Below are 20,300 nucleotides of genomic sequence, written 5' to 3'. Positions count from 1 at the left end.
CCCCATGGCACGCTTTTTCATCGATCGACCCATCTTCGCGTGGGTGATCGCCATCATCATCATGCTCGCCGGCGGCCTGGCCCTGTTCAAGCTGCCGGTCTCGATGTACCCCAACGTCGCACCGCCGGCGGTGGAAATCAGCGCCACTTACCCGGGTGCATCGGCCAAGGTGGTCGAAGACTCGGTGACGCAGATCATCGAGCAGAACATGAAGGGCCTTGATGGCCTGATCTACTTCTCCTCCAACAGCTCGTCCAACGGCCAGGCCACCATCACCCTGACCTTCGAGAGCGGCACCAACCCGGACATCGCCCAGGTGCAGGTGCAGAACAAGCTGCAGCTGGCCATGCCGCTGCTGCCGCAGGAAGTGCAGCGGCAGGGCATCAACGTGGCCAAGTCCAGCTCGGGCTTCCTGAACGTCATCGCGTTCGTGTCCGAGAACGGCAGCATGGACGCCAACGACATCGCCGACTACGTCGGTTCCAATGTCGTCGACCGCCTCAGCCGCGTGCCGGGCGTGGGCAACATCCAGGTATTCGGTGGCAAGTACGCCATGCGCATCTGGCTGGACCCGAACAAGCTGCATACCTATGGCCTGTCCGTCGCGGAAGTGACTGCGGCGATCAAGGCGCAGAATGCCCAGGTGGCGATCGGCCAGCTCGGCGGTGCGCCGTCGGTGAAGGGCCAGCAGCTCAACGCCACCATCAACGCGCAGTCGCGCCTGCAGACCCCGGAACAGTTCCGCAACATCATCGTGCGCGGCGCGCAGGACGGTGCCGAGTTGCGCCTGGGTGATGTCGCCCGCGTCGAACTGGGTGCCGAGTCCTACGACTTCGTCACCCGCTACAACGGCCAGCCGGCCAGCGGCCTGGCGGTCACCCTGGCCACCGGCGCCAATGCGCTGGATACCGCTGCCGGCGTGGATGCTGCGCTGGACGACATGAAGAGCTTCTTCCCGGCCGGGCTGAAGGCCGAGATCCCGTACGACACCACGCCGTTCGTGCGCGTGTCGATCAAGGGCGTGGTGCAGACCCTGCTCGAAGCGATCGTGCTGGTGTTCGTGGTGATGTACCTGTTCCTGCAGAACTTCCGTGCCACCCTGATCCCGACCATCGCCGTGCCGGTGGTGCTGCTGGGTACCTTCGGCGTGCTGGCGATGCTGGGCTTCTCGGTGAACATGCTGACCATGTTCGCGATGGTACTGGCGATCGGCCTGCTGGTGGACGATGCCATCGTGGTGGTGGAGAACGTCGAGCGCATCATGTCCGAGGAAGGACTGTCGCCGCTTGAAGCGACCCGCAAGTCGATGGGCCAGATCACCGGTGCGCTGGTGGGTATCGGCCTGGTGCTGTCGGCGGTGTTCGTGCCGATGGCCTTCATGAGCGGATCCACCGGCGTGATCTACCGGCAGTTCTCGGCCACGATTGTCTCTGCAATGGCGTTGTCCGTACTGGTGGCGATCGTGCTGACCCCGGCACTGTGCGCGACCATGCTCAAGCCGCTGAAGAAAGGCGAGCATCATGTTGCCCACCGCGGCCTGGCCGGTCGCTTCTTCAACGGTTTCAACCGTGGCTTCGACCGCACCAGCGAAAGTTACCAGCGTGGTGTGCGCGGCATCATCCATCGTCCGTGGCGCTTCATGGGCATCGTGGCGGCACTGTTCGTGCTGATGGGCGTGCTGTTCGTGCGCCTGCCCAGCTCGTTCCTGCCCAACGAAGACCAGGGCGTGCTGATGGCGCTGGTGCAGGCCCCGGTCGGCGCCACCCAGGAGCGCACGCTGGAATCGATCGCGGCATTGGAGAACCACTTCCTGCAGAACGAAAAGGATGCGGTGGATTCGGTGTTCTCCGTGCAGGGCTTCAGCTTCGCCGGCATGGGCCAGAACGCCGGCATGGCGTTCGTCAAGCTGAAGGACTGGAGCGAGCGTGACGCCAACAATGGCGTGATGCCGATCACCGGTCGTGCGATGGCAGCCCTGGGACAGATCAAGGATGCTTTCATCTTCGCCTTCCCGCCGCCGGCCATTCCGGAACTGGGTACCGCCTCGGGCTACACCTTCTTCCTCAAGGACAACAGTGGCCAGGGCCACGAGGCACTGGTGGCCGCGCGCAACCAGCTGCTCGGCCTGGCAGCCGGCAGCAAGAAGCTGGCCAACGTGCGCCCGAACGGCCAGGAAGACACGCCGCAGTTCCGCATCGACATCGACGCGGCCAAGGCGACCTCGCTGGGGCTGTCGATCGACCAGATCAACGGCACGCTGGCCGCTGCCTGGGGCAGCTCGTACATCGACGATTTCGTCGATCGTGGCCGCGTCAAGCGCGTGTTCGTGCAGGCCGACCAGCCGTTCCGCATGGTCCCGGAGGACTTCGACCTCTGGTCCGTGAAGAACGACAAGGGCGAGATGGTGCCGTTCAGCGCGTTCGCCACCAAGCACTGGGATTACGGTTCGCCGCGCCTGGAGCGCTACAACGGTGTGTCGGCGATGGAAATCCAGGGCGAACCGGCCCCGGGTGTTGCCTCCGGCGATGCCATGGCCGAGATCGAGCAACTGGCCAAGCAGCTGCCCGCAGGCTTCGGCATCGAGTGGACGGCGATGTCCTACCAGGAACGCCAGGCGGGCTCGCAGACGCCGTTGCTGTACACGCTGTCGCTGATGATCGTGTTCCTGTGCCTGGCCGCGATGTACGAAAGCTGGAGCGTGCCGACGGCGGTGTTGCTGGCGGCCCCGCTGGGTATCCTCGGCGCAGTGCTGGCCAATACCTTCAAGGGCCTGGAGCGCGACATCTATTTCCAGGTGGCGATGCTGACCACGGTAGGCCTGACCAGCAAGAACGCGATCCTGATCGTCGAGTTCGCCAAGGAAAACCTGGAGAAGGGCGCAGGCCTGATCGAGGCGATCATGCATGCCGTGCGCGACCGCCTGCGCCCGATCGTGATGACCTCGCTGGCGTTCGGCATGGGCGTGGTGCCGCTGGCGATCTCCACCGGTGCCGGTTCCGGCGCCAAGCAGGCGATCGGCACCGGCGTGCTCGGCGGCATGATCGTCGGCACCGTGCTCGGCGTGTTCTTCGTACCGCTGTTCTTCGTAGTGGTGCAGCGCGTGTTCAAGCGCAAATCCGCCGAGTGATGAAATCCGGCAGCGCCGGGCCATGCCCGGCGGATGCCTCACCGCGTAGCCGCCGGGCATGGCCCGGCGCTACCACCGTGACCCCCAAGGTGTCGCCATGAAATTCTCTTCTCTTGCTGTATCCCTGGCCGCCGCGCTCGCGCTGGCCGGCTGCTCCACTCTGGTGCCGAAGAACACCGCCGTCGCTCCGGCAATTCCGGCGCAGTGGCCGGCCGAGGCTGTACAGGGCCAGGTGGCCGATGTCGCCGCCGTCGGCTGGCGCGACTTCTTCACCGATGCGCGCCTGCAGCAGGTGATCGAGCAGTCGCTGCAGAACAACCGCGACCTGCGCGTGGCTGTGCTCAACGTTGAACGCGCGCGCGGCCAGTACCGCGTACAGCGCGCCGACCGCGTGCCCGGCGTGGCCGTCACCGGCCAGATGCAGCGCCAAGGCACCGACGCTGGCGTCACCGAGCAGTTCACCGCCGGTGTCGGCGTGGCCGAGTTCGAGCTGGACCTGTTCGGCCGCGTGCGCAACCTGAGCGAAGCGGCACTGCAGCAGTACTTTGCCGTAGCTGCCAATCGTCGCAACGCGCAGCTGAGCCTGGTGGCCGAGACAGCGACGGCGTGGCTGACCTACGGTGCCGATGCCCAGCAGCTGAAGATTGCCGAGGCCACGCTGAGGACCTACGAGGATTCGCTGCGCCTGGCCGAGGCCCGCCACGAGCGCGGTGGCAGCTCGGCGCTGGAGCTGACCCAGACCCGCACGCTGGTGGAAACCGCGCGTACCGACGCCGCGCGCCTGCGCGGCCAGCTGGCCCAGGACCGCAACGCGCTGGCCCTGCTGGCCGGTGGCCAGCTGGACCCGGCACTGCTGCCGGACAGCATCGAACCGCAGTTGCTGGCACTGGCGCCTCCGCCGGCCGGCCTGCCCAGCGATGTGCTGCTGCAGCGCCCGGACATCATGGCCGCCGAACACCAGCTGCTGGCCGCCAATGCCAACATCGGCGCGGCACGTGCTGCGTTCTTCCCGAGCATCTCGCTGACCGGCAGCATTGGCAGTGGCTCCAGCGAATTGTCCAGCCTGTTCGACAGCGGCACTCGCGTATGGAGTTTCCTGCCGAAGATCACCCTGCCGATCTTCCAGGGCGGCAAGCTGCGCGCCAACCTGGCCGTCGCCAACGCTGATCGTGATATCGCACTGGCGCAGTACGAGAAGTCGATCCAGGTGGGCTTCCGCGAAACCGCCGATGCGCTGGCATTGAATGTCAGCCTGGATGAACAGGTCAGTTCACAGCAGCGCCTGGTGGAAGCGGCCGAACAGGCCAACCGCCTGTCGCAGGCACGTTACGATGCCGGCCTGGACAGCTTCGTGACCCTGCTGGACGCACGACGTACTGCCTACAACGCGCAGCAGACCCAGTTGCAGGCGCAGCTGGCCCAGCAGGCCAACCGCATCACCCTGTACAAGGTGCTGGGCGGCGGCTGGCACGAGCGCAGCTGAGCAGCAATTCGATACCGGTAGCGCCGGGCCGCGCCCGGCGGCTTTTCGTTCCTGCATGCCTGACGTCTGGGCGGACCGCACTTCGTGCTCGCCGGGCATGGTCGGGCGCTACCGCATTGGCCAACGGGACCATGCAAACGGATATTCATCGAGATGCAGGGTCAACCCTGCTCGGATGGGGTTGCCCAGGATGTACAACGCATGGCGCCTCAAGGCTTCCTCGCTGCGTACCGCGTGATCGAAATAGCTCGGCTGCCACAAAGGCGTCTGTATGCCGGACTGCTGCCCCAGCAACCGGCTGCTGCGGGATTTCACCGTTCCCATCATGCGCGCCAGTGATCCGTCGCGCAGCTGCATCAGCCAATGCAGATGGTCAGGCATGACGACCCAAGCAAAGGACCGACTGAGGCCCATGCGTTCAACATACCTCAATGCATCCACAAGACACGTTGCACAACGTGGATCTTCAAAGACCGGGCGCCGGTGGCGTACGACCGTGGTGAGGACGTAGTAGCCCCCGATACGGGAGTGGCGGCCACGTTCCAGGTGACGGCTGGACATGGCGCCAGTCTGCACTGATGGGATGTCCGCCGTTATCAGCCGACGGCGATGGCCCATGTGGGATTCTTCCGGGTACCGCGCTCGCCGGGCATGGCCCGGCGCTACCGTCAGATCGCTTCATCGTCGCGCCGCGCCGCATGGCAGGCGCGGACGCGCGCCAGCGCATCGCCTGCTTCGCGGGCCATCTGCTCGTACTCGGCACGGATCTCTTCCAGGCGCGCTTCGTCCAGTTCTTCCAGATCCAGCAGTTCGTTGTTGGCTTCGGCCGTCGCCCGGATCAGCTCGTCCAGCTTGATCTGCATCGCGGCAGTGTCGGCGTTCTGCGTGTGCTGGATCAGGAACACCATCAGGAAGGTGATGATGGTGGTGCCGGTATTGATCACCAGCTGCCAGGTGTCGTTGAAACCGAACACCGGGCCGGTGATGCCCCAGATCACCACAATCGCCACCGCAGCCAGGAAGGTCCACGGTGAGCCGGTGGCTGTCGCGGCCTTCTTGGCGATCGTATTGAACAGGTTGCGTGCTTTCATCTTCGTCTTCCCACTCAGGTGACGAGGATGATCGGCAGGCGCTCGTGCAGGCGCTGTGCAGCTCAGGCGCGCAGGCGCGGTGCGTCCTGCAGCCGGACCGGGCTGGTCTGGTAGACGTGCTGCCAGCAGCGGTCGACGAATTCGCGGGCCTGGGCTTCGCTCAGCCGCGGCATGATCTGCAGTGCGTACTGGGTCTGGAACATCTCGTCGCGCTGTGCATTGCTGGCGCGTGGCTGGGTGATCAGCGAATCGCAGGCGAACTTGATCCACGGCACGTACGAGCCGAACGAGTTGTGCGGCAGTGCGCCTTCGGCATGCTGGCGGCGCCAGTGGTCAAGCTCGGCGTCTACGTTGATGACCGGAGGAATGGTGGGGACTTCAGCGTGCATGACAATCCAGTTCGGTTGAGTGGAAAGGGAGTGGGGGTTCATCGGAGTGTGGCGTATGTGGCGGTGCATGCCGCGTCAGCGGGATGTGGAGCCGGCGTGGCGATTGCCGATCAATTGCGCATGCTCGACCGCACCGAGGTCCTCGGCCATGTCGGCCATCGCATTGCACAGGCGCTCCTGGTCGAGCGGATGGTTGCGCACCAGTTCCAGCTGCAGGCCCTGGTAGGCGGTCCAGAACCTGGCGCCGCGCTGGTGCAGCGCGTACTGCTGCTGCAGGCGCTCGCGGATGGCATCGAGGATCGGGTCGGGCGGGGGACGTACGGCGTGCGCGCACATGGCTGGCTCCGCCGGGGAAAGGGACCCCGGTAACCCCACCCTAGGCGCCTCGGCCGGGTGGAGTGTTACCGCAGTGTATGCACGCAGCGCAGCTGACTGTGCACGGGTTCACGGCATCGGCCGCAAACGCTGCGGGCACTGGAACGTGCCCGCGCTGAAGCGTTCATTAAACGGGTTCAACGACACGTTGCACGGTGCTCATTCGCCGATGTCTTCGTTCCAGATCTCCGGATGCTGCGCAATGAAGCCACCCAGCAGGTCAACGCATTCCTGGTTGTCGAGGTCGATCACGTTGACGCCGTTCTCGCGCAGCCAGTCGATGCCGCCCTGGAACGTGCGCGATTCGCCCACCACCACGGTGCCGATGTTGAACTGGCGCACCAGGCCCGAGCAGTACCAGCACGGCGCCAGGGTGGTGACCATGATGGTGTCCTGGTAGCGGCGCTGGCGGCCGGCCTTGCGGAAGGCGTCGGTTTCGCCGTGCACCGATGGGTCGCCTTCCTGCACGCGGCGGTTGTGGCCGCAGCCGAGCAGGCGGCCGTCGTTGTGGTACAGCGCCGCGCCGATCGGCACGCCGCCCTCGGCCAGGCCCTGGCGGGCTTCGGCGATGGCGGTCTGCAGCAGGGCCTGGTAGTCGGGCGTGGTGATCATGCGGGGGCTCCGGTCAGTCGTGGCCCGCCATGATACGGGCAGGGGGTGCCGCTGGCCCCCGGCGGTGCGATAATCGGGGCCATGAGCGAATCCCCCTACAAAGCCGGTACCACCCATTTCGGGTTCCGCGACGTCGCCGCCAAGGACAAGCAGAAGCTGGTCGGCCAGGTGTTCACCTCGGTCGCGCGCAACTACGACCTGATGAACGACCTGATGAGCCTGGGCGTGCACCGGGCGTGGAAGCGCTACTACGTGGCGACCGCGCAGGTGAAGCCGGGCGACCGCGTGCTCGATCTGGCCGGCGGCACCGGCGACATCGCCGCCCTGCTGAAGGAACGCGTCGGCGCCGAGGGCTCGGTGGTGCTGGGCGACATCAACGCCGGCATGCTGTCGGTCGGCCGCGACCGCCTGACCAACCGCGGCCTGGTGCTTGGCCTGGACTACGTGCAGTGCAACGCCGAAGCCCTGCCGTTCCCGGACAACAGCTTCGACCTGGTCACCATTGCCTTCGGCCTGCGCAACGTGACCGACAAGGACGCCGGCCTGCGCGAGATGTACCGCGTGCTGAAGGTGGGCGGCCAGGCCCGCGTGCTGGAGTTCTCCGAAGTCACTGCCGACTGGTTCAAGCCGATCTACGACTTCCACTCGTTCAAGATCCTGCCCAGGCTGGGCAAGTTGTTCGCCAACGATTCGGACAGCTACCAGTACCTGGCCGAGAGCATCCGCAAGCATCCGCCGCAGGACGAACTGAAGGCGATGATGGGGCAGGCCGGCTTCGAGCGCTGCCACTACAAGAACCTGACCGGCGGCATCGTCTCGATCCACTCCGGCTACAAGCTGTAGAGCCCTGCTCTGGTGGGTGCCAACCTTGGTTGGTACTCGCCGGCCGCGAGCGATGAAAGATCCGTGCCAACCAAGGTTGGCACCTACCTGTGGATGCCAACCTTGGTTGGCATGCGCCGGAGGCGCAGGATCGGCCCGGCCCGCCATTACCCCGCACCGCGCAACGCCTGCCGGGCCCGAGGGAGGTACCATTGGGGTTTGATCCCCGTAACGGTCCCGATTCATGCGTAATCCGCTGATGCTCCTTCCGCTGGCCGTGGCCCTGGCCGCCGGCTGCTCCCAGGAGGCGGCCGCGCCCGCCGCCGCCCCGACTGCCGCAAAGGCCCCTGCCGCCCCCGTGAACGCCGAGAACCGCAGCCACGACGAGAGCTCGTACGCCGAGCCGGACAAGGTCGTCATCAAGGACATCGCGCTGGATCTGAAGCTGGACTTCGACCAGAAGCAGATCGGCGGTACCGCCACCTACACCCTGGAATGGAAACAGAAGGACGCCAGGCAGCTGGTGCTCGACACCCGCGAGCTGACCGTGTCCAAGGTCGAGGCCGTTGCCGCCGACGGCGCGCGCAGCCCGCTGAAGTTCGAGCTGGCCCCGGCCGACAAGGTGTTCGGCAGCAAGCTGACCATCGAGGCTGCGGAGCAGCCGGCCAAGGTGGAAGTGACCTACCACACCGCACCGACCGCCTCGGGCCTGCAGTGGCTGGCGCCGTCGATGACCGAGGGCAAGAAGCTGCCCTTCATGTTCAGCCAGTCGCAGGCCATCCATGCCCGTTCCTGGGTGCCGCTGCAGGATACCCCGAGCGTGCGCTTCACCTACAGCGCGCACGTGGTCTCGCGCCCGGACGTGATGGTGCTGATGAGCGCCGACAATGATCCGAAGGCCGCGCGTGATGGTGACTACACCTTCAAGATGCCGCAGCCGATTCCGTCCTACCTGCTGGCCATCGCCGCCGGCGACCTGGTGTTCGAGCCGATCTCCGGCCGCTCCGGCGTCTGGGCCGAGCCGACCATGGTCAACAAGGCCGCCAAGGAATTCGAAGACACCGAGAAGATGATCGGTGCCGCCGAGAAGCTGTACGGCGAATACCGCTGGGGCCGCTACGACATGCTGGTGCTGCCGCCCTCGTTCCCGTTCGGTGGAATGGAGAACCCGCGCCTGACCTTCGCCACCCCGACCGTGATCGTCGGCGACAAGTCGCTGGTCTCGCTGGTCGCCCACGAACTGGCGCACAGCTGGTCGGGCAACCTGGTGACCAACGCCAGCTGGAAGGACATCTGGCTCAATGAAGGCTTCACCACCTACGTCCAGGGCCGCATCACCGAAGCTCTGTACGGCAAGGAGATGGCCGAGATGGAGAAGCAGATCGACCAGACCGACCTGCTGGCCGAAGTGAAGGACATGAGCCCGGCCGACCAAGCGCTGGCGCTGCCGCCGCTGAACGAGCGTGATCCCGACGAGGCCCTCAGCCAGGTGGCCTACGTCAAGGGTTCGTGGTTCCTGGAGTTCCTGGAACAGCGCTTCGGCCGCGAGACCTTCGATCCGTTCCTGCGTGGCTGGTTCGACGACCATGCTTTCCAGAGCGCGAACACCGACCAGTTCGTCGACTACATGAAGAAGAACCTGCTGCCGAAGAATCCGTCGGCAGTGACCGAGGCCGAACTGAAGGCATGGCTGGACGAGCCGGGTATCCCGGCGTTCGCGGCCAAGGCGCAGTCGCGCAACTTCAGCAGCGTCGATACCGCGCGCATCGCCTTCGCCAGCGCCGGCACCGTGCCGAGCAGCCAGGTCATCGCCGACTGGAGCACGCAGGAATGGGTGCGCTTCATCGACGGCCTGGGTGCGACCCAGCCGCTGGACAAGCTGGCCACGCTGGACAGGGCCTTCCACTTCACTGGCACCCCGAATGGCGAGATCGCCATGCGCTGGTACCCGCTGGCGATCCGCAGCGGCTACGAACAGGCCAATGAAGGCGCGGCTGCATTCATCGAGCGCGTCGGCCGTCGCAAGCTGATCCTGCCGATCTACGCCGAACTGGTGAAGACCCCGAAGGGGCTGGAGCTGGCCAAGCAGGCCTTCGAAAAGGCCAAGCCGGGCTACCACCCGATCACCACCGCCTCGGTGCAGGACATGCTGGCCAAGGCTGAAGCCAAGTAAGCAGAAGCGCCGGGCATCCCCCGGCGCTTTCTTTTGTAGAGTCGAGCCATGCTCGACTGGCTTTTCAACAGCAGTCGAGCATGGCTCGACTCTACAGAAAAGCGAAAACACCAAGGACCTCCGCCATGAAACGACTGATCCTGCTCACCGCCTGCACCCTGGCGCTGGCCGCCTGCAGCAACCCCGAGGAAGAACGCAAGGCGCAGGAAGCCGCCGCAGCCGCCGTGCAGGCGCAGAAGGAGGCCAAGGCCGAAGACGTGGCCAAGCAGTACGACATGGCCGTGGCCGCGCAGGACTGGGAGCGCGCGCGCCTGCACGGCGCCTCGCTGCTGGACCAGTACAAGGACACCGCCGCCGCCGAGCGCATCGCCGCGGGCTTCGATGAGGTCAAGGCCAAGGGCGATGCCGCGCGCGACCTGCGGCGCATGCAGGCGCTGTGGCAGTACAACCAGATCCCGGTGGGCAGCAAGGGCAACCAGGTTTCGGCGCAGATCTACAGCAAGGAACGGGTGGACGTGGATGGCAGCGGCGCCAAGCCGGTGCAGCTGGTGTTCCGCGATCATCCGGAGTGGAAGCGGCATGCCTACCTGGTGCTGCAGGCCGGCGATTTCCGGTGCCCGCAGTGCACGGTGAAAGTGACCGTGGACGACGGCAAGCCGGTGTCGATGGCCGCGTGGCGCCCGAAGACCGATGAAGCCATCGCCCTGTTCATCACCGATCAGAAAGCGCTGTGGAGACTGGCGCGCAAGGGCAAGTCGATCAGCATCGAGTTCCCGGTCAAGGCCGGCGGCACCCGTACGGCGGTGTTCGAGACCGGCGGCGTCGACGCCAGCCGCATGCCGCAGTGGTGGCAGTGATGGTCGCGACGGGCAGCGCGGTGCACGCGTTGTCCGCGATCCGGCACTGGGTGTTCGACATGGACGGCACGCTGACTGTGGCCGTGCATGATTTCGCCGCGATCCGCCGCGCATTGCAGATCACGGCCGAGGAAGACATCCTCGACCATATCGCGGCGTTGCCGGATGCACCGGCGCAGGCCAAGCGTGAGTGGTTGCTGGATCACGAGCGCGCGCTGGCCGAGGACGCGCTGCCGGCGCCGGGTGCGGTGAAGCTGCTGCGCGCGCTGGCGGCGGCTGGCTGCCGGCTGGGCATCCTGACCCGCAATGACCATGCGCTGGCGAAGCTGACGCTGGAGGCGATCGGGGTCGGGGCGTTGTTCGACGATGCCGACATCATTGGTCGCGATGAAGCGGTGCCCAAGCCCTCGCCGGAGGGCCTGCAGCAGCATCTGCGGCGATGGGGCATCGGGCCTGCGCAGGCGGTGATGGTGGGTGACCACGCCTACGACCTGGAGTGCGGCCGTGCGGCCGGCACGCATACCGTGCTGGTCAACCTGCCAGAGAACCCTTGGCCGGGCCGCGCCGACTGGCATTTCGCCGATTGCCGCGCGCTGCTGGCCGCCTGGCAGGCCGCATGACCGTGTAGAGCCGAGCCCACGCTCGGCTGCCCTGCGGTCAGATCGTGTTGGCGCGCGCAAGCCGAGCATGGCTCGGCTCTACAGAGAGCAGGCCACGTGTCGGTCGGAGGTTCCGGTAGTGCCGGCCGCTGGCCGGCAGTGTCGACCAAGGTCGACACCCACCGATCAGATGTGCGGGCAGTTCGGTTACGCGCCCAGCGCGTAACCGAACTGCTGCTTGAACTGCTCGTTGAACTCATCGAAGGTGAAACGCTGGTTCTGCGTGCCCGGATGCTCGACCTTCAGTGCGCCCATCAGGTTGCCCATGCGGCCGATGGTCAGCCAGTCGTAGCCCTTCTGGATGCCGTAGATCAGGCCTGCGCGGAAGGCGTCGCCACAGCCGGTCGGGTCGACCACGCGGCGCTCGTGCGCCGGCGGGATGTCGTAGCTCTTTTCCGGAGTGTGGATGACCGCGCCCTTCGGGCCACGGGTGGTGATGTAGGCCTTGACCCGGCTGACGATCTCCTTCTCGTCCCAGCCGGTGCGCTCCTGCAGCAGGTTCGACTCGTAGTCGTTCACCACCACGTAGTCGGCCTGCTCGATGAAGGCGCGCAGTTCCGGGCCGTTGAACAGCGGCATGGCCTGACCCGGGTCGAAGATGAACGGGATGCCGTCTTCGTGGAATTCCTGCGCGTTCTGGATCATGCCTTCGCGGCCGTCCGGGCCGACCAGGCCCAGGGTGACGCCCGGCACCCCACGCACGTGGTTCTCGTAGGAACGCATCATCGCGCCCGGGTGGAAGGCGGTGATCTGGTTGTTGTCGTGGTCGGTGGTGATGAATGCCTGCGGGGTGAACAGCTCATCGATCACGCGCACGCGCGACAGGTCGATGCCCAGGCCTTCGAAGTACTCGCGGTACGGGCCGAAGTCCGAGCCCACGGTGCCCATCGGGATCGGCTGGCCGCCCAGCAGGTGCAGGTTGTAGGCGATGTTGCCTGCGCAGCCGCCGAACTCGCGGCGCATGCGCGGCACCAGGAAGGACACGTTCAGGATGTGCACCTTGTCCGGCAGGATGTGATTCTTGAACTGGTCCGGGAACACCATGATGGTGTCGAAGGCAAGAGAACCACAGATCAGAGCGGACATCGATGTAAGCCTATGCGGTGAATTTTGGGGTGGGCCGGCCCGGTTCAGCGGGCAAGCAAACGGCGCCCTTGGGCGCCCGACGGCGCAAAGGTTACCCGCTGGTGCCGCTCAGGGCCAGAACCGGGTGAGACCCGATCAGGCCGAAAGCCTGTGAAGACGCGGGTTCAGCTAGTTTTTTCCTTGCTCGGCGGCAGGCGGGTTGCTAGGCTTGTCGGCCTCGATTTCTGCCCATTTTTTCGCCATCCCGCGGCGGGCACGACACCCCTCAGGACTCCTTCCTCAGATGTTCAAGAAACTCCGTGGCATGTTCTCCAACGACCTGTCCATCGACCTGGGCACGGCCAACACCCTCATCTACGTGCGCGGGCAGGGGATCGTGCTGAACGAGCCGTCGGTCGTGGCCGTGCGCCAGGACCGTGCCATCGGTGGCACCCGCTCGGTGGCAGCCGTCGGCGCCGAAGCCAAGCAGATGCTGGGCCGTACCCCGGGCCACATCACCACCATCCGCCCGATGAAGGACGGCGTCATCGCCGACTTCACCTATACCGAGGCGATGCTCAAGCACTTCATCAAGAAGGTGCACAAGTCGCGCGTGCTGCGCCCGAGCCCGCGCGTCCTGGTCTGCGTGCCGGCCGGCTCGACCCAGGTCGAGCGCCGCGCGATCAAGGAATCGGCCGAGGAAGCCGGTGCCCGTGACGTGTTCCTGATCGAAGAACCGATGGCCGCCGCGATCGGCGCCGGCATGCCGGTCACCGAAGCCCGTGGCTCGATGGTCATCGACATCGGCGGTGGCACCACCGAAGTGGCGGTCATCTCGCTCAACGGCATCGTCTATTCGGCCTCGGTCCGCATCGGCGGCGACCGCTTCGACGAGTCCATCACCAACTACGTGCGCCGCAACCACGGCATGCTGATCGGTGAAGCCACCGCCGAGCGCATCAAGGTCGAGCTGGGCTGCGCCTACCCGCAGGCGGAAGTGATCGAGATGGAAATCTCCGGCCGCAACCTCGCCGAGGGCGTGCCGAAGATGATCAAGATCAGCTCCAACGAAGTGCTCGAGGCCCTGCACGAACCGCTGTCGGGCATCGTCAGCGCGGTCAAGCTGGCGCTGGAGCAGACCCCGCCGGAACTGTGCGCCGACGTCGCCGAGCGCGGCATCGTGCTGACCGGCGGTGGCGCCCTGCTGCGCGACCTGGACCGCCTGATCTCCGAGGAGACCGGCCTGCACGTGCAGGTGGCCGACGACCCGCTGACCTGCGTGGCGCGCGGTGGCGGTCGTGCGCTGGAGCTGGTGGACATGCACGGCAACGAGTTCTTTGCGCCGGAATAAGCCGTCCCGGCCGTTCCTGCCCGCCGCGCCCTTCCGGGGTGCGGCCCGCCGTGATGGCGGGCCGGCACCGGCGGGGCGCCCGCGTGTTTCCCTTCCGCCTTCTGCCAGTTGAATCGTTGCCGTGCCGCCCTACGCCGGTCCTCCCGTCGCCTCCCGATCCGGTGATGCCGCCAGCCCCCTGCGGTTGCTGGCCTATCTCGCGTTGGCCATCACCCTGATCGTGCTCGATGACCAGGCTGGCTGGCTGGCACGCCTGCGCGAGCAGGCCAACAGCCTGGTACAGCCGGTGTGGGCACTGGCTGGCCTGCCCGGCAAGCTCGGCAACCAGGTCAAGGATTCCGCCGCCAGCCATACCCAGCTGGTCACCGAAAACCGTGAACTGCGCAACCAGCTGCTGCTGGCCAACGCGCGCCTGACTCGCCTGCAGACCGCCGCGCTGGACAACGCCCAGCTGCGCGAACTGCTGAACGTGGCCGAGCGCAGTGGCCTGGACGTGCAGCTGGCGCCGATCCTGGACATCGACCTGGACCCGGTTAAGCAGCGCCTGGTGCTCGACGCAGGCAGCCGCGAGGGCGTGCACGTCGGCCAGGCGGTGATCGACGCCGGCGGCTTGATGGGGCAGGTGATCAGCGTCACCGGTGGCACCTCCACCGTGCTGCTGCTGACCGATCCCGACCACGCGGTGCCGGTCACCGTGGCCCGCAACGGCGTGCGCCTGATCGTCTATGGCCGCGGCGACACGCTGGAACTGCGCGACATCCCGCTCAGCGCCGGCGTGGAAGTGGGCGATGAGATCGTCACCTCCGGCCTCGGCGGGCGCTTCCCGGCCGGCTTCCCGGTCGGCACTATCACCGGCCTGCGCCCGGACGACACCCACGCCTTCCTGGTCGGTGAACTGAAGCCGGCGGCCCAGCTCGACCGCGGCCGCGACGTGCTGCTGCTGCGCCCGGGCGCGGCGATCCGCATTCCGCCGGAGCTGCGCCTGCAGCTGGAAGAAACCGCCCCGGGGGGGCCGGCCACCGGCGCCAGCGTGTCTGCGGGAGCCGCGCCAGCGGCAACGACGCCAGCTCCGGTCAGCTCCCCGGTAGCGCCGGTCGCTGGCCGGCAACAGCCCTCGTCGCAGACGAGGACTGTTGCCCCCGCATCCTCCCTTACCCCCGCGCCTTCGGCGCCCCCCACTCAACAAGAGGGGGGCTCTCCCCCAGCTGGATCCACGGTAGTGCCGGCCGCTGGCCGGCAACCGACCACGCCGGAGGCCCAGCGATGAGCCGCCTGCGCGACAACCCGTGGGTGCTGCCGGCCAGCCTGGTGGTGGCGCTGCTGCTGGGCCTGCTGCCGCTGCCGGCGCTGCTGCAGCCGCTGCGCCCGTACTGGCTGGCGCTGGTGCTGGCGTACTGGGTGATCGAAGCCCCCGAGCGCGTCGGCCTGGGCATCGCTTTCGCCAGCGGCGTGGTGGCCGACCTGCTGTACGGCGGCGTGCTGGGCGAACAGGCACTGCGGCTGGTGATGCTGGCCTTCATCCTGCAGCGCTTCCGTGCCCGCATCCGCTTTTTCCCGATGTCCCAGCAGATGCTGGCCATTGGCGGCCTGCTGTTCAACGATCGCATCGTCAGCGCGCTGGTCCACATCGTGGTGGATGAGCCAACGTTGCCCTGGTCGTACTGGTGGGCGCCTCTGCTGGGCATGGGCCTGTGGCCGCTGGTGTTCGTGCTGCTGGACGCGGTGCGCTTCGGCAAGCGCGGGCGCTGAGCCATGATCCCGCGCCGCCAGGTCAAGAACCCGCACGCCGAAGCCGAACAGTTCCGCCGCCGTGCGGCGCTGGGTTTCCTGGGCGTGCTGGTCTGCCTGCTGGGCCTGGGCGGCTGGTACTTCAAGCTGCAGGTGCTGGACCACGACGTCTACGCCACGCGCTCGGAAGCCAACCGCATCAAGCCGCGGCCGGTGGTGCCAGGGCGCGGCATGATCTACGACCGCAACGGCCGCCTGCTGGCCGAAAACGTGCCGGCCTTCCGCCTGGATGTGACTCCGGACAAGGTCAAGGACATGGATGCCACCCTGGAAGGGCTGGCGAAGATCATCAGCATCAGCCCGGAAGAGCTGGAAGCATTCAACAGGTCGCGCAAGGCGCGCCGCAAGTTCCTGCCGGTCACGCTGAAGCTGCGCATGAGCGACGAGGAGATGGCGCGCTTTGCCGTCGACCGCTGGCGTTTCCCGGGGGTCGAGCTGGAACCCTACCTGACCCGGCGCTATCCCTATGGCGATCTGTTCGCGCACATCATCGGCTACGTCGGCCGCGTTGATGACAAGGATCTGGAGATCCTCGGCGAAGGCAATGCCGCGCTGACCCACATCGGCAAGTCCGGCCTGGAACGCTATTACGAGCAGCAGCTGCGCGGTAAGGTCGGCTACGAGCAGGTCGAGACCAACGTGCAGGGTCGCGCGATCCGCACCATCGGCCGCGTCGCCGCGCAGTCCGGCGCCGACCTGCGGCTGTCGATCGACGCCGACCTGCAGCGCGCGATGGTGGCCGCGTTCGGCGACCAGGAGGGTTCGGCGGTGGCGATGGATCCGCGCACTGGCGAAGTGCTGGCGATGGTCAGCCTGCCGTCCTACGACCCCAACCTGTTCGTCAACGGCATTTCCCATGCCGACTTCAAGGCCTTGAACGAAAACCCGTCGCGGCCACAGTTCAACCGCCTGGTGCTCGGTGGCGTCGCTCCCGGTTCCACGCTGAAGCCGCTGATCGGCCTGGCGGGACTGGACTCCGGCGTGCGCCGCCCGGAAGACAAGGTGCTCTCCACCGGCATGTTCTACCTGCCGGGCACCTCGCGCGGCTGGGGTGACGCCCACCGTGGCGGCCACGGCTGGACTGATCTGCGCAAGTCCATCGCCGAGTCGGTCAACACCTATTACTACAAGCTGGCGCTGGACCTGGGCATCGAGCGCTTCGACCATTACATGGAGTACTACGGCTTCGGCCAGCCGACCGGCATCGACCTCACCGGCGAGATCGGCGGCATCCTGCCGTCGCCCGCCTACAAGCGGAAGAGCCGCAAGGAAGCCTGGTATCCCGGCGATACGGTCAACATCAGCATCGGCCAGGGTGACTGGAAGGTCACCCCGCTGCAGCTGGCGCGCGGCGTCAGCGGCCTGGCCGACGGCCAGCTGCGCACCCCGCACCTGGTGATCCAGCAGCGCGAAGGCTTCGACAGCGACTGGACGGCGATGCCGCCCGGCGAGAGCAAGCCGGTCAGCCCCAATCCCAACAACGTGCAGGCCGTGCGCGAGGGCATGATGGCAACCATGCGGCCCGGCGGCAGCGGCTGGCGCGTGGCCGTCGGTGCGCCGTACGTGATGGCCGGCAAGACCGGTACCGCGCAGGTCATCAGCCGCAAGGGTACCGCCGCCGTGAATCCGAAGAGCCTGCCGATGCATCTGCGTCACCGCGCACTGTTCGTCGGCTTTGCGCCGGCGGACAACCCGGTCATCGCAATTGCGGTGGCAGTGGAAGGTGGTGGCTATGGTGGTTCGGCCGCGGCGCCGATCGCACGCAAGGTGTTCGACGCTTACCTGTTGGGCAAGATGCCCGAAGGCATGCAGCCGCTGGACAGCGAGCGCGGCACCACCGCCATCGGCGCCACCGCGTTCGACAACGAGGACGCGGGCGCGCGCCAGGCCGGTGACCTCGCCGCTGCACAGGTGGGAGAGCACCCGGTGCTGATCGGTGCACCCACGCCGGAGCCCGCGCCTGCGCCTGCGCCGCAGCCGGGTGCGCAGGCCGCCGCGCTGCCAGCCACGCCGCGCCCGGCCCCTGCGGAGCCTGCACGATGAGAGTATTCCTGCGCTGGGCCGGCGACATGCTGCGCCGCTTTTTCAGCACGCTGGACTGGGTGCTGTGCCTGGCCCTGGGCGCGCTGATGGTGATTGGCCTGGCGACCCTGAAGAGCGCTGGTGGCGACAGCCTGGTGATGGCGCAGGGCGCGCGTTTCGCGGTGGGCATGGCCGCACTGTGGGGCATCTCGCGGGTGCCGATCCTGCGCATCCGCTCGGCCACGCCGATGATCTACGCGATCTCGATGATCCCGCTGCTGGCGGTGTTCGTGCTGGGCACCGGTAAATATGGCCGGCAGTGGCTGGACCTGAAATTCTTCTACCTGCAGCCGGCCGAGCTGCTGAAGGTGAGCCTGCCGATGATGGTGGCGTGGTACCTGCACAAGATGCCGCTGCCGCCGCGCTTCAATACCGTGCTCGTGGCCTTGATCATCATCGGCGTACCCACCGGCCTGGTGATGCTGCAGCCGGACTTCGGTACTGGCGTGCTGATCGCCGCCAGCGGCGTGTTCGTGCTGCTGCTGGCGGGCCTGCCGTGGTGGTGGGTTGGGCTGGGCGTGGGCGGCGTGGCTGCGGTCGCGCCGGTGGCGTGGTTCTGGTTGCTGCGGCCGTACCAGAAGGACCGCATCATGATGTTCCTGGACCCGGAGATGGACGCGCTTGGCGCCGGCTGGAACATCATCCAGTCGAAGATCGCCATCGGTTCCGGCGGCTTCGATGGCAAGGGCTGGGGCGAAGGCTCGCAGTCGCACCTGAACTTCATTCCCGAGCAGACCACCGACTTCGCGTTCTCGGTGCTGAGCGAGGAATTCGGCTGGATCGGCGTGGCCACCGTGCTGGCGCTGTACCTGGTGGTGATCGGGCGTTGCCTGTGGATCGCCAGCCAGTCACGCGATTCCTATTCGCGCCTGCTGGCGGGTGCCACCGGCCTGGCGTTCTTCGTCTACGTGCTGGTGAATGGCGGGATGATTTCCGGCCTGCTGCCGGTGGTAGGCGTGCCGATGCCGCTGATCAGCTACGGTGGTACTTCGGCGGTGTCGCTGCTGGCCGGTTTCGGCCTGGTAATGGCGGTGCGCAGCCACAACCCGGTGCACGGCGGCTACGGTTGAGTCCGGCGTCGGGGTCAGATCCCTTTTTCCACAGGAAAAAGGGATCTGACCCCGCAGCTCGGCTACGGAGAGCAGGAGCACCCTGACAGCTTCACGCAAGCACCCGTTGCTACCGTGCCCGCGTGAAATGGAAACGACTGCTTGGCGGCTGCCGTGAGGCGCTGCGCACGATCGATCTGCCGTTGCTGGGCGCGTTGTTGATCCTGATGGGCGCCGGCCTGGCGGTGCTGCACAGCGTGTCCGGCCCGGTGGCCGGGCAGGCGGCACGCTTTGCCGGTGGGCTGTTGGCGATGTGGCTGCTGTCGCGTGTTTCGCTGCTGCGATTGCGTGCGTGGACCCCTGCGATCTACGCGCTGTCGATGCTGCCGCTGATGGCGGTGTACGTCATCGGCACCGGCAAGTACGGGCAGCGCTGGCTGAACCTCGGCGTGTTCTACCTGCAGCCGTCCGAGCTGCTCAAGCTCAGCCTGCCGCTGATGATGGCGTGGTACCTGCATCGGCAACCACTGCCGCCCTCGCCGCGCACGGTATTGACCGCCGCGCTGCTGATCGGCGTGCCGGCGGTGTTGATCCTCATGCAGCCCAACCTCGGCACCGCCACGTTGGTCACTGCCAGTGGCGTGTTCGCGTTGTTGCTGGCTGGCTTGCACTGGGGTTGGTTGGCGACCGGGGCGGCAGGGCTGGCAGTGGCTGCACCCCTGGCGTGGTTCGGCTTGCTGCGGCAATACCAGAAGGATCGTGTGCTGACCTTCCTCGACCCGGCGGCCGACCCGCTTGGTACCGGCTGGAACATCCTGCAATCGCGCATCGCGATCGGTTCCGGGGGCTGGCAAGGACGTGGCTGGGGGCAGGGCACACAGGCCACGCTCGATTTCCTGCCCGAGTACACCACCGACTTTGCGTTCTCGGTGCTGGCCGAAGAGTTTGGCTGGATCGGCGTGGCGACGCTGTTCGCGCTGTACCTGTTCGTGGTGGGGCGTTGCCTGTGGATTGCGGTGCACGCGCGCGACACGCACGCGCGATTGCTGGCCGGTAGCCTGGGGCTGGCGTTCTTCGTCTACGTGCTGGTGAACGGCGGAATGATTTCCGGCCTGCTGCCGGTAGTGGGCATTCCGATGCCGCTGATCAGTTATGGCGGGACCTCGGCGGTTTCGCTGTTGGCCGGCATCGGGCTGGTGATGGCGGTACGCGGGCATCGGCCCGTGCACGGGGGATAGCGTTTCCAGCCAACGGCGCAGGCCCTCGTGGGTGGTCGCGTAACGCGGCTCATGTGTGGGGCGGGTGCGGTGGGTTCGCGGGACACGCCGTAAACCCCCCTCCGAGGTCCGGCCCAGCCGCTGGCGGCTGTGCGTTCGG

18 protein-coding genes are annotated in these 20,300 nt (G+C 66.8%); 12 read left to right on the top strand and 6 right to left on the bottom strand.

Annotation, left to right across the window (positions count from 1 at the left end; translation table 11 throughout):
* Positions 1 to 4: 4 nt before the first annotated feature.
* Positions 5 to 3,127, top strand: a complete 3,123-nt coding sequence (smeE, locus tag HMPREF3114_RS10540) for a multidrug efflux RND transporter permease subunit SmeE (protein ID WP_005419426.1) — start codon at positions 5 to 7, stop codon at positions 3,125 to 3,127.
* A 97-nt stretch (positions 3,128 to 3,224) separates the two neighbouring features.
* Positions 3,225 to 4,610 carry a multidrug efflux RND transporter outer membrane subunit SmeF gene (gene smeF / locus HMPREF3114_RS10535; protein ID WP_053497542.1) on the top strand — a complete coding sequence of 462 codons (1,386 nt, stop codon included), beginning with the start codon at positions 3,225 to 3,227 and terminating at the stop codon, positions 4,608 to 4,610.
* 108 nt (positions 4,611 to 4,718) lie between these two features.
* Here the strand turns inward: smeF and HMPREF3114_RS10530 are convergent, their stop codons facing one another.
* The 5 genes from HMPREF3114_RS10530 to HMPREF3114_RS10510 all read right to left on the bottom strand — a co-directional run bounded on the left by HMPREF3114_RS10530 (position 4,719) and on the right by HMPREF3114_RS10510 (position 7,077).
* Positions 4,719 to 5,171, bottom strand: coding sequence for an REP-associated tyrosine transposase (locus tag HMPREF3114_RS10530; RefSeq protein WP_080375061.1), 453 nt, complete (start codon positions 5,169 to 5,171; stop codon positions 4,719 to 4,721).
* Between the two features lie 107 nt (positions 5,172 to 5,278).
* A complete protein-coding gene (locus HMPREF3114_RS10525; RefSeq protein WP_053497539.1) occupies positions 5,279 to 5,701 on the bottom strand; it encodes a low affinity iron permease family protein in 423 nt (140 codons plus the stop codon).
* 62 nt (positions 5,702 to 5,763) lie between these two features.
* Positions 5,764 to 6,090 carry a hypothetical protein gene (locus tag HMPREF3114_RS10520; protein WP_053497537.1) on the bottom strand — a complete coding sequence of 109 codons (327 nt, stop codon included), beginning with the start codon at positions 6,088 to 6,090 and terminating at the stop codon, positions 5,764 to 5,766.
* Between the two features lie 75 nt (positions 6,091 to 6,165).
* On the bottom strand, positions 6,166 to 6,426 hold the full coding sequence (locus tag HMPREF3114_RS10515) for a hypothetical protein (protein WP_070489734.1): 261 nt from the start codon (positions 6,424 to 6,426) through the stop codon (positions 6,166 to 6,168).
* A gap of 198 nt (positions 6,427 to 6,624) precedes the next feature.
* Entirely contained in the window at positions 6,625 to 7,077 is a 453-nt protein-coding gene (locus tag HMPREF3114_RS10510; protein ID WP_049399252.1) for a nucleoside deaminase, read from the bottom strand.
* 81 nt (positions 7,078 to 7,158) lie between these two features.
* Between HMPREF3114_RS10510 and ubiE the strand changes: the two genes are divergently transcribed.
* The 4 genes from ubiE to HMPREF3114_RS10490 all read left to right on the top strand — a co-directional run bounded on the left by ubiE (position 7,159) and on the right by HMPREF3114_RS10490 (position 11,549).
* Positions 7,159 to 7,920: a bifunctional demethylmenaquinone methyltransferase/2-methoxy-6-polyprenyl-1,4-benzoquinol methylase UbiE gene (ubiE, locus tag HMPREF3114_RS10505; protein ID WP_005419407.1), complete on the top strand. Its 762-nt coding sequence runs from the start codon at positions 7,159 to 7,161 to the stop codon at positions 7,918 to 7,920.
* A gap of 223 nt (positions 7,921 to 8,143) precedes the next feature.
* Positions 8,144 to 10,072 (top strand): M1 family metallopeptidase, encoded by a 1,929-nt coding sequence (locus HMPREF3114_RS10500; protein ID WP_070489732.1) that lies wholly within the window; start codon positions 8,144 to 8,146, stop codon positions 10,070 to 10,072.
* A 125-nt stretch (positions 10,073 to 10,197) separates the two neighbouring features.
* Positions 10,198 to 10,929 (top strand): hypothetical protein, encoded by a 732-nt coding sequence (locus HMPREF3114_RS10495; protein ID WP_053497531.1) that lies wholly within the window; start codon positions 10,198 to 10,200, stop codon positions 10,927 to 10,929.
* A complete protein-coding gene (locus HMPREF3114_RS10490) occupies positions 10,929 to 11,549 on the top strand; it encodes an HAD family hydrolase (RefSeq protein ID WP_053497586.1) in 621 nt (206 codons plus the stop codon). Before HMPREF3114_RS10495 ends, HMPREF3114_RS10490 begins: the two co-directional genes overlap by 1 nt.
* Positions 11,550 to 11,735: 186 nt before the next feature.
* Here the strand turns inward: HMPREF3114_RS10490 and HMPREF3114_RS10485 are convergent, their stop codons facing one another.
* The gene (locus HMPREF3114_RS10485) at positions 11,736 to 12,674 is read right to left on the bottom strand and encodes a carbohydrate kinase family protein (RefSeq protein ID WP_005419403.1); all 939 of its coding nucleotides are present in this window, start codon (positions 12,672 to 12,674) and stop codon (positions 11,736 to 11,738) included.
* Between the two features lie 283 nt (positions 12,675 to 12,957).
* Here HMPREF3114_RS10485 and HMPREF3114_RS10480 point away from each other — a divergent pair, with 283 nt between their 5' ends.
* The 6 genes from HMPREF3114_RS10480 (at position 12,958) to rodA (HMPREF3114_RS10455) (ending at position 20,161) form a co-directional block, all read left to right on the top strand.
* Positions 12,958 to 14,004: a rod shape-determining protein gene (locus HMPREF3114_RS10480; protein ID WP_005419402.1), complete on the top strand. Its 1,047-nt coding sequence runs from the start codon at positions 12,958 to 12,960 to the stop codon at positions 14,002 to 14,004.
* 121 nt (positions 14,005 to 14,125) lie between these two features.
* On the top strand, positions 14,126 to 15,271 hold the full coding sequence (gene mreC / locus HMPREF3114_RS10475) for a rod shape-determining protein MreC (protein WP_070489731.1): 1,146 nt from the start codon (positions 14,126 to 14,128) through the stop codon (positions 15,269 to 15,271).
* Positions 15,268 to 15,753: a rod shape-determining protein MreD gene (gene mreD / locus HMPREF3114_RS10470; RefSeq protein WP_005419400.1), complete on the top strand. Its 486-nt coding sequence runs from the start codon at positions 15,268 to 15,270 to the stop codon at positions 15,751 to 15,753. The genes mreC and mreD overlap by 4 nt, the downstream gene beginning before the upstream one ends.
* 3 nt (positions 15,754 to 15,756) lie before the next feature.
* Complete coding sequence (gene mrdA, locus HMPREF3114_RS10465; protein ID WP_053501144.1) at positions 15,757 to 17,835, top strand: penicillin-binding protein 2; 2,079 nt, start codon at positions 15,757 to 15,759, stop codon at positions 17,833 to 17,835.
* Positions 17,832 to 18,944, top strand: coding sequence for a rod shape-determining protein RodA (gene rodA / locus HMPREF3114_RS10460; protein WP_005419392.1), 1,113 nt, complete (start codon positions 17,832 to 17,834; stop codon positions 18,942 to 18,944). Before mrdA ends, rodA (HMPREF3114_RS10460) begins: the two co-directional genes overlap by 4 nt.
* 122 nt (positions 18,945 to 19,066) lie before the next feature.
* Entirely contained in the window at positions 19,067 to 20,161 is a 1,095-nt protein-coding gene (gene rodA, locus HMPREF3114_RS10455; RefSeq protein ID WP_053501146.1) for a rod shape-determining protein RodA, read from the top strand.
* The last annotated feature ends 139 nt before the right edge of the window (positions 20,162 to 20,300 follow it).

Origin of the sequence: Stenotrophomonas sp. HMSC10F07, from assembly GCF_001807895.1 — a bacterium.
GTDB lineage: Bacteria > Pseudomonadota > Gammaproteobacteria > Xanthomonadales > Xanthomonadaceae > Stenotrophomonas > Stenotrophomonas sepilia.
The sequence above is the reverse complement of the archived record's forward strand: the minus strand, read 5'-3'. Positions and strand labels throughout refer to the sequence as shown.